Source organism: Mesorhizobium sp. M7A.F.Ca.US.007.01.2.1, assembly GCF_003998165.1.
GTDB classification, from domain to species: domain Bacteria; phylum Pseudomonadota; class Alphaproteobacteria; order Rhizobiales; family Rhizobiaceae; genus Mesorhizobium; species Mesorhizobium ciceri.
On record NZ_RZQP01000186.1, the window covers coordinates 1 to 12,570 of the forward strand.

11 protein-coding genes are annotated in these 12,570 nt (G+C 64.0%); 2 read left to right on the forward strand and 9 right to left on the reverse strand.

The annotated features are described in order from the left end of the window. From EN949_RS26055 to EN949_RS26085, 7 genes are all read right to left on the reverse strand, one after another. A partial coding sequence (locus EN949_RS26055; protein ID WP_281039792.1) for a DNA polymerase ligase N-terminal domain-containing protein occupies positions 1 to 1,140 on the reverse strand: 1,140 nt, incomplete at its 3' end. A 45-nt stretch (positions 1,141 to 1,185) separates the two neighbouring features. After that, on the reverse strand, positions 1,186 to 1,410 hold the full coding sequence (locus tag EN949_RS26060) for a hypothetical protein (RefSeq protein ID WP_027160830.1): 225 nt from the start codon (positions 1,408 to 1,410) through the stop codon (positions 1,186 to 1,188). A 224-nt stretch (positions 1,411 to 1,634) separates the two neighbouring features. After that, positions 1,635 to 2,816, reverse strand: a complete 1,182-nt coding sequence (locus tag EN949_RS26065; protein WP_348629957.1) for a glycosyltransferase family 9 protein — start codon at positions 2,814 to 2,816, stop codon at positions 1,635 to 1,637. 100 nt (positions 2,817 to 2,916) lie between these two features. After that, complete coding sequence (locus EN949_RS26070) at positions 2,917 to 4,140, reverse strand: GNAT family N-acetyltransferase (protein ID WP_027160831.1); 1,224 nt, start codon at positions 4,138 to 4,140, stop codon at positions 2,917 to 2,919. A gap of 12 nt (positions 4,141 to 4,152) precedes the next feature. Continuing rightward, positions 4,153 to 5,382, reverse strand: coding sequence for a GNAT family N-acetyltransferase (locus EN949_RS26075; protein ID WP_127365694.1), 1,230 nt, complete (start codon positions 5,380 to 5,382; stop codon positions 4,153 to 4,155). Positions 5,383 to 5,390: 8 nt separating this feature from the next. Then, the gene (locus EN949_RS26080; RefSeq protein WP_024501738.1) at positions 5,391 to 6,698 is read right to left on the reverse strand and encodes a hypothetical protein; all 1,308 of its coding nucleotides are present in this window, start codon (positions 6,696 to 6,698) and stop codon (positions 5,391 to 5,393) included. Further along, positions 6,695 to 7,864: a glycosyltransferase family 4 protein gene (locus tag EN949_RS26085; RefSeq protein ID WP_127365695.1), complete on the reverse strand. Its 1,170-nt coding sequence runs from the start codon at positions 7,862 to 7,864 to the stop codon at positions 6,695 to 6,697. The genes EN949_RS26080 and EN949_RS26085 overlap by 4 nt, the downstream gene beginning before the upstream one ends. A 315-nt stretch (positions 7,865 to 8,179) precedes the next feature. On the opposite strand from EN949_RS26085, the gene EN949_RS26090 reads away from it, so the two are divergent. Together EN949_RS26090 and EN949_RS26095 are read left to right on the forward strand one after the other, a co-directional pair. Then, positions 8,180 to 9,349: a DUF1972 domain-containing protein gene (locus EN949_RS26090; protein WP_064993987.1), complete on the forward strand. Its 1,170-nt coding sequence runs from the start codon at positions 8,180 to 8,182 to the stop codon at positions 9,347 to 9,349. Beyond that, positions 9,346 to 10,608 carry a cellulase family glycosylhydrolase gene (locus EN949_RS26095; RefSeq protein ID WP_127371823.1) on the forward strand — a complete coding sequence of 421 codons (1,263 nt, stop codon included), beginning with the start codon at positions 9,346 to 9,348 and terminating at the stop codon, positions 10,606 to 10,608. Before EN949_RS26090 ends, EN949_RS26095 begins: the two co-directional genes overlap by 4 nt. On the opposite strand, the gene EN949_RS26100 is transcribed toward EN949_RS26095, so the two are convergent. Together EN949_RS26100 and EN949_RS26105 are read right to left on the reverse strand one after the other, a co-directional pair. Further along, positions 10,571 to 11,917, reverse strand: coding sequence for a VpsF family polysaccharide biosynthesis protein (locus EN949_RS26100; RefSeq protein ID WP_013530605.1), 1,347 nt, complete (start codon positions 11,915 to 11,917; stop codon positions 10,571 to 10,573). The genes EN949_RS26095 and EN949_RS26100 overlap by 38 nt on opposite strands. A 1-nt stretch (position 11,918) precedes the next feature. Then, on the reverse strand, positions 11,919 to 12,570 hold a 652-nt coding region (locus EN949_RS26105), incomplete at its 5' end, for a tyrosine-protein kinase family protein (RefSeq protein ID WP_164782548.1).

Sequence of the window (12,570 nt, forward strand, 5' to 3'; positions counted from 1 at the left end):
GTCGTAGAGCCCCTGCCCCGAGCCCTCGACATGGTCGGAGAACTGGATGGCGGAATTGGCGCCGAGGCCCGACAGCATCTGCGCGAGCAGCGCCTTGCGCCGGACCAGCGGCGCCTTGGTCAGGTCCCAGCCGTCGAGATGGAGAAGATCGAAGGCGTAGAAATGGAGCTTGCTGCCGGCGCCCTCGGCCAGCGCATCCTGCAGCAGCGCGAAACGGCTGATGCCCTGGGCGTCGAGCACCACGATCTCGCCATCGATGATGGCGTCGCGGCACGGCAGTTTGGCGAACGCATGCGGCAGGTCGCCATAACGCTTCGTCCAGTCGATGCCGCCACGGGTGATCAGCTTGACCGCGCCCTCAGTGAGATGCGCCATGGTGCGGTAGCCGTCGAATTTGATCTCGTGCAGCCAGACTTGTTTGGTGTCTTCGCCATCGGGCGGTTTTGGCACCTGCGTCGCCAGCTGCGGCTCGATACGGGCAAGCATGGGGGCCTTGAAGGCGCCCGGCAGCGTGCCGGGCTTCAGCGATCCCTGTCTGGGCGCGGGTTTGGCGGCGGGCTTTGCCGGCGCCGCCAGCTCCTCGATGCGCAATCCGGATTTGACGCTCTCCGGCCGGGCCGTGAGGATGTCAAGCGCGGTGTCGGCGGCGAGGTCGCGCTCCTTGAACAGCAGCCAGTTCTTCTTGTTTTCGTCTTCGCCGGGTTTCGGCTTCAGCCGGGTCAGCATCCAGCCGCCATTGAGCTTGGCGCCGGCCAGCCGGAACTTGAAGGCGCCGGTGCGCAAGCTCTTTTCGACATCGTCCATCGGCGCCCAGCTGCCGGTGTCCCAGACGATCATCGGCCCGCCGCCATACTCGCCTTCGGGAATGACACCCTCGAAGTCGATATATTCGAGCGGATGATCCTCGGTCTCGACCGCCAGCCTTTTGTCGGCCGGATTGAGCGAAGGCCCGCGCGGCACCGCCCAGCTCTTCAAGACATCGCCGACCTGCAGTCGCAGATCATAATGGTCTGCGGTGGCGTGGTGCTTGTGCACGACGAAGCGGTTGCCGTCGCTGCTGACGAGCCCGCCAACCGGTTCCGGCGTCTTGGCGAATTCGCGTTTGGCGCGATAGGCTTTGAGCTTTGGTGGAGTCGTCATCGCAAAGATCGAAGCACGGCGGCCAGGAACAAGCCAGTCACGCTCTCAATCGTCAGCGGCCGGCGTCAACTCGAGCTCCGCCGGCGACAGCCCTTGCTGCAACTGGCTCAGCCGGAATTCGTCGACCCAATAGGCCTCGCCATCGACCAGAACCCGGGCTTGGTAGGTGCCCTCCGAAAAACGCTGCTCGGTGATGTAGACCTTGTGACGATCGAGCGCTTTGCGCACCGCGGCGCGTTTGGAATTCTGACCTGTGACGGGACTGAACATGACACTGCCCTCGGTCGCCCTGACACGCTACACGGCCGCTGTCGGCGGCCTTGCGACTGGCTCCAAGGATGCCGGAGACGAGGTGTCCTGTCAATTTCGTGGCAGTGCAGGTTGCAGTCCGGTTAAATTTTGCAGTCTTTTGAAGATGCTCGGGTCTCGGCCTGAATCACGATGTGAAGCGCGCGAAGACGAAGCCGCGCGTGATCGTGCCTGTTGCCGCCAGCCTACGAAGCGGCCGGCATACCCGAATGAGTGGATTTTCGGACTTCCCCGATGAGATCGAGTGTCGCTGCCGCGACCTCGGCAACCTGAAGCCGCTGCACACAATAGACCCCACCGGGGTTGTTTTCTTTACAAACACCTGGAGCGATGCATGGACAGGGCATGACCGGCTGGAGCGTCCGGTTCGGGACACCGAACGGGCCCCACTGCTCGGGCGACGTCAGGCCGTACAACCCCACCGCTGGAGTTCCGACAGATGCCGCGATGTGCATCGGGCCGCTCTCATTGCCTAGAAAGATTGATGCTTCGGCCAACAATGCCGTCAGGACTTCAAGCGAGGCCTTTCCGACGACACTGGCGACCGGCGACGCTGCCACTTCAAGGATCCTTTGCGCGGCAAGCCCCTCATCCGGCCCACCAACGAGCAGAGATCGCAACCCGGTTTTGGCGTATACCTCGTCGATGACCGCAGCAAAATGTTGCGGCGGCCAACAACGTCCTTCGAACCTGGCGCCGGCATGCACGGCCACATATGACTTCTTTGCCAAAGCGTTTTCCGCAAGAATCCTGGCACACTCTTCCTGGGCGGTCCCGTTCGGCTGCAGCCGAGGCGTTGGGTCCTGACAATCCAACCCAAGCGCGTGGAGTGGAGACAGGTTCCTGTAGAGATAATGGGGGCCGCCCCGTCCGAAAGTCGCGGCGAGAACGTTTGCAAGCTGGATTTCCCAGAACTTCATCGGATGCTCGGAAGGATCGAAGCCGACGCGAAGTGGAGCGCCGATCAAACGATGCATTATCCGCGAGGTTTTTGAATCGGTAAGGTCGATGCTAAGATCGAATTTTCGACGCCGCAGATCAGAGATGACGCCACGATAGTCGCTCAAACGCTTGAGCAGAGTCCTTCCTCTGCCGCGGGATTCAAAGCCAACGGCAACATCGGCGATCCCTTGCGCGACGATGAACTGCTTGAGTCCCGGCGCACAAAGCATGGTTACCGATGCTTGTGGATAAGAAAGACGCAGATTGCGAACCAAAGCAGATGTCAGAACGACATCTCCAATGTACTTCGTTTGAATAATGAGGATGGAACGAATCCCATCTCCTAAACTTGCATTCATCGAGATGATCTGCCGAAAACGCCAATTTGAGAAAATCTGCCGACGACACTCATTTCTGAACGTCAAGCGCGCTTTCAAATATAGAGCCAACCAACCCTGTCAACAACCTTGCCGGCCTTGGTGCCTCTTTGCATCGGTCGTCGGCAGGACCGGCAAACGCTCGTCCTCAGTCCTTCAATCGCCGCAAGCGGCGCGTCAGGCCCTGAACGGCTTTGAGCAGCCGGGGGCGCGACCGCGTCATGCCTTCGACCCGGCTGCGCAACAGAATGGCTGCGTTCGCAGCCCTGCCCCGCACCGTCACCGGTTCGCAGATCTCGGCCAAAACCGAACTCGAGGCACCAATATGTTGCTTGTAGCCCTGGCCGCCGACCGACAGGTCGAAATAGTCGAAGCCCCGCTCGCATCCCCACATCATCAGCTTGCCCATCGTCGTCAGGCCGGGTGAGACATTGGCGACCGCGTTCTGGTCGATGCCCAGCAGGAGGGCGTGAAGTGTGCCTTTTCTGACCAGCACATAGATGGAGGCGAGCCAGGCTTCACCGACGCGTAGACCGAAGAGCCGCACCGATCCATTGGACAGGCCTTGCAGCGCCGCGGCGCGGTAGAAATCGACGACCGGGACCTGCGTCAGGAGATCGAAACGCCCAAGCTCACGAAAACGCTTCAGCCGCAGTTCCAGCAGCACATCCAGGAGCTCCTCGGTCAGATCCGGCGTGTCGGCCTCGACCAGAGCGAGGCCACCAAGCTGTTCGAAGCCGCGGCAATGCTTGCGGAAGGCCTTGGCAAAGGACGGCTTGCAGATCCGCTTGATGAGCGTCTCCGGGTCGCCATGCAGGACGAGGCCGGAGGTGACCTGGATGGAGTCGCGCGCCACCGAAAGCAGTGCCAGCGGATTGACCAGGCCGTGGATCTGCTGCGGGATCCCCGCGATATGGATGCGATCCGCCGGTGGCAGAACGGCACGGACCGCCGCCCACATGGCGTCGGCACTCTGCCTGGTCCACGCTCTCCCATCCGCCAGCAGCGGCACCGAGTAGTCGCACACGCGGCAGCTCAGCCATTCGATGACGTGGTGGCCGAGGGCCCGGCGCCGCATCAGCGGCAACAGCATGGCCGGCGCGCCGGTCACGGCGTCACTCACCTCGATGACGACCAGGTCCGCGTCCTTGGGCATCAGCCGTGCGGCGATTCCTTCGACCCAGGCATAGTGCTGATGGGCAGTGCAGACGCCGTGCGCCTCAAGCAGCAGCCATAGCAGCCTTACGGTGTCGAAACTGGTGTGCAGCCGAGCCGTGAAGTGCGCGGTTGCATCAGCGTTGGCGACAGTCGGGGAAAACCGCCCACCGGGCAAATCCCTTATCGGAGTCGTTCGCGCCGCGTAGCTTGCCACATGCTTCTCCCGTCATTCCGATCCCCCACGCAGGCGCCGCAAGTCCCGCATCAGTCCCTGGAGCCTCTTCAGCAGCCGAGGTTTGGAGCGCACGAACACCTCGGTCCGGTTGCGGACCTCGATGGCTGCGCTCACGGCGCTGCCTCGCACCGTAATCCCGTGGCAAAGCTCGCGCAGGCCCGAACCCACGGCACCCATATGTTCCTTATAACTCTGGTTGCCGACCGACAGGTCGAAATAATCGAAACCGCGGCCGCGCGCCCAGCTCATCAACTTGCCCATGATCAGAAGTCCCGGCGAGACATTGGGCACCGCGCCCTGATCGATTGAGATCAGCAGAGCATGAACGGTGACTTGATGGATCAGCAGGTATTGTACCGCGATCAGAGCTTCACCAACACGCAACCCGAAGAGCCGCACCGATCCATCCGACAGGCCCTCGAGAGCGGCGTTTCGATAGAAGTCGACAGCCGTCGCCTGCGTCAGCAGGTCGAAGCGGCCCAGTTCGCGAAAGCGGCTGAGCCGCATCCGGACCAGGCCGCCGAAGATGACCTCCACCAGGGCCGGCGTGTTGGCTTCGACCAGTTCCACGTCGCCAAGCCGTTCGAGGCGGCGCCAGTCCTTGTTGAAGGCCTTGACGAAGGATGGCCGGCATAGGCGCTTGAGCACGGTTTCCGGGTCGCCGTCGATGGCGAGGCCGAAGCTGGTATGCAGGGAATCGCGCGTGGCTGCGAGCAAGGCCAGAGGGTTGGCGACGCCGCTGATCGATTGCGGAATTCCCGTGATCTGGATGCGGTCCGCCGGCGGCAGCACGGAACGCACCGCAGCCCACGCGGCCTGCGCCGATTGCATCGTCCACGGGCTGGCATCGGCCAGCAGCGGTGCCGAATAGTCGCAAACGCCACAGCTCAGCCATTCGATCACCCGATGGCGGAAGGCCGGCCGCCGTATCAGCGGCACCAGCATTCGCGGCGCGCCCGTCACGGCATCGTTTACCTCCACGATGAGCAGTTCCGCACCTTCCGGCATTAGCCGCGCGACGATCCCCTCGGCCCAGGCATAATTTTGGTGGGCGGTGCACACACCGTCCGCCTGGAGGCGCAGCCAGAGCGGCCTCACCGCGTGCAAGCTGGTGTGGAGCCGCGCCGTGTAGGCATCGATGGCGACGACGGTGGCCGGATGGGAGGACTGGCCATCGGGCGAGCCGGTCACCGCAGCAATTTGCACCGCCTGGACTGCCATGTTTTTTCCTATCGCTTTGCCGTAGCGAACGGCAAGGTCCGCCGCCACGCGCCCAACCGGCTGTCACGCGCCTCATCGGGATGCTCGATATTCCACATGCGGTGATGCGCGAAATACCACGATGCCACGAGTACGAACATCTCCGAGACGGCGGAACCCAACAACGCCCACGGCGGAGACGCGATTGCCAGCAGGGCCGCGATCAGCGCCAGCCCGACGACCGCGCCGCCCGTGGTGATGAACGCGACGATCCGAAAATCGCCGAGTATCTCAAGCACGATGCGGGGCATGATATAGAGCATGATCGGGACAAAATTCGCGATCACGAAAAGCCCGATGAACCAGGTCGAAGCGTCCTGGAGAGCCTGGGATTTTATCATCGGCAGGACGAACATGATCGCACATCCATAAGCAAGGCCGCCGAGCCCCATGACGAGCGCCCAGATCTTGGCCTGCGTCCAGACACGGCCTGTTTCATTGTTCCGCATCAGCCTGGCGAGATCCGGCTGCGTCATGTTGACGAACGCAAGGCTGATGATGCGCAGCGGAGCAAACAGCACCAGAACCGCCGCCAGCGGTGCGTAGGCGGCTGGCCCGGCAATGCCGGCGACCAGCAGCGCCAGACATTGACCCTGGATGTTGGTGGTGGTCGCGCTGAATGCCGACCAGCGCAGTTGGGGCCAGAGCCTGACATAGCGTCGGCGCGTCGGCATGCGGAAGCTGATGCGAAGCGAGCGCCGAGCCAGGCGGACCAGGACGAAAATGCCGAAGACATTTGCGGCTGCAAGTGCATAGAATACGGTCTGCAGCGGGTCTTGGACCAACCAGATCGACAGCCCGGTCAGGACACAGCCGGCGACTGTAAAAGCGCCATCGCTGATGGAGACGACAACCTGCTGGCGCCGTGCGAAGAAAGCCGTGCGCATATGGCTGCGCAACGACCAGGCACCGACGAAGCAGCCGGCGGCAATTCCGCTTGGATCTCCAAGGACATGCATCAGAACAGCCGTGCCGACGGCCATCAGCAACGCCACGATCAGCGCCGCCGTTCCGAACGCCACGTCATAGGTATCGACGCCGGCGCTGTTGGTGCTCTTGCTCATCCAGATGCTGGCGGGAACAGCGGTGAGCGACCTGATATAGGACAGGCCGACCCCGCCCATCACCATGCCGATGGCGAAGAGGCCGTAGCCCTGCGCCGACAGCATGTGCAACAGCATGATGTTGAGGGCGAAATGAAAGCCGCTCTGCATCGCCTCGCCGCCGATCATCAGCACGAGGCGTCGAACCAGATGGCTCGGAAACGCTAACTTCACGGCCGTGTCTCCGCTGCGCGGGCAGCGGGCGCCCTGCCCGGCCGCGCGATGGTCGTCTTCAGCTTTTCGGCGGCGATCGCGGTGATCGCCGCGGCCGCGACCGGCTCGCTGAAGATCGCCTCATAGCGCGCGCGCCCGGCAGCGACAAACCCGCGCCAGGCCTCAGGGGCGAGGATGATCTCCTGCAATTTCGCGCCAAGAGCTACTGCGTCGCCGGGCGGAACATGCCAGCCGGTCTCCCCGTCGCTGACCACTTCCACCAGCCCGCCGATCGCCGACACAAGCGGCGGCCGGCCATAAGCCATCGCCTCGATGGCGACGCGGCCCAGCGATTCCGGACGCCGCGACGGCACGGTGACGATGTCGGCCCAGCGATAATGCTCCGAGGGATCGGGAATGAAAGGCAGGACTCCGACGCGCCCGGCAAGCCCCATGGTTTCGACCAGTTCGGCAAGCGCACGCTCGCGCTCGGTGCTCTCGAAGGCGCCGCCGACCAGCCTGACCTCGACCCTCGCCTGGAGTTCTGCCGGCATCGAGGCGATCGCCTCCAGCAGGACCTCCTGCCCCTTGATCCGGTTGATGCGGCCGAGCAGCAGCACCCGCAATGGGCGCTTGCCGTCATACGTCATTGGTTCGACCGCCGCCGGCCCGGCAACGCCGTTGTAGACGACATATGCGCGCGCCGCCTTGGGATCGCCAAACGCGGCGCGTGTCGCGCGCGAATTGAAGATCAGATCCGCATGGCTCCAGCGCATCAGGCCGACAAGTACCCTGCGCATGGCGCCTTCGGGGATTTCGTGGATGTGCAGGACGGCCTTGTAAGGCAGCAAGCGCGCGGCCAGCGCATAGTCGGCAACGATCGAGGTGTTGACATAGACGAGGTCGCAGGCCTTGAGGCGCCGCCACGCCCTGAACACGGCAACCGGCAATCGCGCCATCTCGACTGTCGCAAGGCGCGCAATGGCCTGACGCCTCAGCACCCAGAGCGGTTCGAAGACGATCCGGCTGGCATGCGCTTCCAGGATCTGGACGATCGGCCCGCTGCGCGGCAAGACCACCTCGATGTCGGCCGACGGAAACGCGGCGCGCAGCGCAGCCACGCTCTCCGCGAAGCTGCGGTCAGAACCATAGAGTTCATAACCCTGATGAACGCAGGCAATCCGCATCTTTGTTTCCCGCCGGGTGCTACAACCATCGCGCTGGGCGATTGTGGCAGAACCCCGTCCGCAAGAATCATGCCTGGTTCGATATGTCCGACTGCCGGCCGTACGCCCCTGGCATTGCTTCGTTTCGATACAGCTACGCACAGAAGGGTTGACCGAGAATGAAACAACCACCGGGTTCAACACCGTTTTTTTACAACCCCGCGCCATGATCCCCTCCCAGGATACCGAAATCGGAAGATGGCACGAAAGTTGCGGTCTGCTCATTATAAATTAAGCAGTATCTAATATATGAGATGTGTGAAAGTGCCGCCGGCCATGAAACCAGAAAAGCCCGCCATTCTAATCCTGGGGACCCGCGGCATACCCGCGGCCCATGGCGGCTTTGAAACCTTTGCCGAAAAACTGGCGCTGTTTCTTGTCGGGCGCGGCTGGAAGGTCGGCGTCTATTGCCAGGATGAGGTCGAGCGGATCGACCAGCGGGTGCGCAGCGAAACCTGGCGCGGCATCGAGCTCATTCACATCCAGGTCGCCTCCAAGGGACCGCGCGCGACCCTGGAATTCGACTGGCAATGCGCCCGCGATGCTGCCAGGCGACAGGGCGTTTGCCTGGTGCTCGGCTACAATGGCGCGGTCTTCCTGACCTGGCTCAGGCTGAAGCGGCGCAAGATCTTCACCAACATGGACGGCATCGAGTGGCGTCGCCCCAAATGGGGGATGGCGGCGCGAACCTGGTTCTGGCTCAACGAATGGATCGGCGCTTGGGCCTCGCACCGGCTGGTCGCCGATCACCCCGCCATCGCCGATCACCTGGCGACGCGCCGGCCGCGCAGCGCCATCGCCACCATCGCCTATGGCGCCGATCCGGTGGCATCAGCGCCCGAGGCGCCGGTCCGGGCGCTCGGCCTCGAGCCCGGGCGTTATCTCATCTCGATCGCGCGCATCGAACCCGACAACAACATCCTGCCGATTGTCGAAGCCTTTTGCTCCACCAAGCGCGACATGAAGCTGGTGGTGCTGGGAACGCTGTCCGACGACATCCCCTACCATGCCGCCATCCGCAAGGCGGCGAACGGTTCGGTGGTCCTGCCGGGCGCCATTTACGACCAGGCAACGGTGAAGGCCCTGCGCTTCCACGCCCGCGCCTATCTGCACGGCCACACGGTGGGCGGGACCAACCCGTCGCTGGTCGAGGCGCTGGCGGCCGGCAACATGGTGATCGCGCATGACAATCCCTACAACAGGTGGACCGCAGGGGCTGCGGCGATCTACTTCACCGACAAGAACAGTTGCGCCGAGCGGATGCAGCAGGCGCTGGACGATGATGCCCTGGTCAAGGCCTGCGGCGTTGCCGCGAGGGCGCGGGCCCGCGAAGCCTTTCGCTGGGACGATGTCCTGCTCGCCTATGAAAACGAGGCCTATCATCTGCTCGGCATGACCGCCGCCAAGACCACTGCGATGGATCACGCATCGCCAGGAACCGTATGATAGGCTGGTCGCGCCGGCGGGTGCTGCGGACCGCGCTGTCCACTGCAGCGGCTCTCGGCTCGCTCCCGGTCGCACCAATCGCTCGCGCCGCCGCCGAGACGCGGTTACGGCGCGGCGTCAACGCCTGGCCCTGGTTCTCGCTGACGCGTGAATTTCCCGCACCCCGCACCGACTACGGCTGGCCGCCCTTCCAGTCGCAACGGCCGGTGCCGACCCCAGACGACCTGCGTCGGTTGCGCGAGACCGGGCTCGATTTCATCCGCTTGCCCATCGATCCCGGCCCTTTCCTGGCCGCCGACGCCAAGACGCGCAGTCAGTTACTGGACATGCTGGACGCCGCCGTCACCGCCACCCTCGACGCCGATCTTGGCATCATCGTCAACATCCAGGCCAACGCTGCCACCCATTACTGGAACCCCGACCGCATGGTCTCCAGCACCGCCGCACCCGCTTTCGATCTCTATCGCGGGCTGGTCGGCGAGCTTGCCGGCAGGCTGGCGCGGTTCCAGCCCGGCAGGGTGGCGCTCGAGCCGGTCAACGAACCGGCGCAGGCCTGCGCGTCGAACGTCTGGTTGCAAATCCAGCTCGCGCTTCTGACCGCGGCAAGGGCATCGGCAGCGACCCTGCCGTTGGTCGTCACCGGAGGCTGCGGCTCGATGGTGAGCGGACTGACCGCGCTCGATCCGGGCCCGCTGTCGCCCTTCGAGCCGATCCTGTTCACCTTCCACTTCTATGAGCCCTATCTGTTCAGCCATCAGGGCGCGCCCTGGATGCGCGAGCCGGTCTATCGGTCGCTCAACAATGTGCCGTGGCCGGCATCCGCCGGCTCGCTGCAACAGACGCTGGCATCGGTCAGGGCGCGCATGGCGCAGGACACCGAAACCCCTGAAGACGCCAAGCAAGCAGCCTATGCCGAGACCGAGCGTGTGCTGAAAGTCTATTTCGACGCCCAGCCCGACCGCTGGTTTGTCGACAAATATCTTCGCCAGGTCCGCGATTGGGCCGATGGCCATAGCCTTGCGCCGGAACGCATCATCATGGGCGAGTTCGGCGCGCTGCGCACCGACGCCCGCTATGTCGCCGCGCCCAATCCGGATCGCGGGCGCTACATCGCCGATGTGAGGCGGAGCGCCGAGGAACTCGGCTTCGCCTGGGCACTGTGGGATCTCTTCGATGGCATGGGCATGATGGACGACACCACCCGGGCGCTGGACCCCGATATCATCGCGGCGCTTGGCCTGACCATGCCGGCGGACTGACCGGCCTGAACGCTGCCCGCGCCGGCCGATAGAGCACCAATGCCAGCACCACGAACTTGGTCAGCAGCGTCGTCTTCGACGCGACGCTTTCCGAAGTGTTGATCAGGATGACCCAGCCCAGCATCGGCAGCCAGATGCCGGGATGGCAGCGGCGCGCCACCTCGAACAGGAACAGCACGAAGCCGAACGTCAGCAAAAGCGTGAAGAAGGCGCCCTGATAAAGGACCGTGCGGATGATCGGGTTCTCGATGCCCTGTTCGAGACCGTTGATGCGGCGCAGGCTGTCGATCAGGTCGACATCCGGCCCCACGATCAGATCGCGCAATTCCAGGTGCTTGAAGAGCTCGAACATCTCGACCCGGGCATTGGCGCTGCCGCTGTCCGACACGAAGCGCTCCAGCAGCGCGTCGAAAAAGCCCAGATATGCCGCCACGATGATGACGACCGGCAGCAGGGCGGCGAGCATGAAGCCGAGTGCCGCACCCAGGAGATTGACGCGGCCCTGGCGCAATTTGGTGATGCCCTGAAAAAGCAGGTAGCAGCCGCCGAGCACCACCGTCGTCACCATCGCCGTGCGGCCGCCGAAGGCGACGAGTGCCGCGCATTGCAAGCCGATCAACCCTATCCGCACAGGCATCGACAGGGATCTGGCACCGGAGAGCAGCGCAAGCACATAGATCGACGTCACCATGGCATTGGCAAGCGGATGCCCCTGCAGCGCGCTCGAGCGCAGATCGGTGGTAAACGCCACGCCGTCGAGGCGATAGGGGAAGATAAGCGTCTTGGTGGCGAACTCGAAAAGGGCAAGCAAGGCATTCGCCGTCATGACCACGTGGACGACGGTCTGCAGTCCGGCGAAGGTCCGTTCGTCGTCCTCGCTGAGCATCAGCACGAGAAGTGCCGCAGCCACGAACGTATCGATCATGCCGGCCATACCTGGCCGCTGCCTGGCGATGACGACAACCAGAAGCACGATCGATATGGCGGCCATCAGCGCGCTGGCCGGCCGCCTGTCGGCGAGATGGACGATATGGCCGACCGGATTGCCTGATGCGCAGGAGCGCCAGGCAAGCAGCAGGACGATGAGATAGGTGGACGGGTGGATCTTGGTCGCCGGGTTGCCGAACAGGCCATCATAATTGTAGCCGACCAGCCACAGCATGCCCCCCGAGATGCTGAACAGCACCGCCACCGCCGCGATCAGTCCGAAGCGCGTCAGCGCATCGACCGAGGTGCCGGAGATGGGCGTGCCGGCGCGGGGTGCGGCAGCACCATGGTTCGAAGCGCTTGCGCTCCAACTGGCCGCCATATCAGGCGGCCTCGTCGACCAGCAAGGCGGCTGTCGGCAGGCGCCCCATCACGGAGACCGCCTGCGAAGTCGTCGTGACGTCGCGCATCGGGGTAGCGTTCAGCGTGGCGACGAGCACGATCTCGTCGGCCATGGCGACCAGCGGCGAGGCATTGAGATTGTCGGCCAGCGCGCCACCGTCGATGACGACGAGCTCGAAGCTCCGGCTGGCCCGCGCCAGCATCTGCTGCGCAAAATAGATGCCATGCGCTTCCTGGAAGACCGCCTTTGAGCGTCCCCTGCCCAGCACGGCAACGTTGCTGCCGGCGGCGTAATGGCTGACGGCCTCGAACGCGTACTCGCCGCGCAGAACATCGAGGATCCCCGGCTGCGGATCCTTCTGGCCGCCGCCGCCAGCATTGGCATCGATAAACAGCACACGGCTGCCCCTGGATGCCGCGGCATTGGCCAGCAGCCGCGCCACCCGGCTACGCTGCGCGCCCTCGCCCGGCGACGATGTCACCAAGATGGAAGGCACCAGCGGCCAGTCCGCCGGACGCTGGCCCGAACTGAACATGCGCCTCAGCGCAAGGCCGACGACGGCATCGGTCTTCTGGCTGGAGGCGGCGGCGCGCGCCCCGCCGAAAGGCCACCAGCGCCGGCCTGTGTCCGAC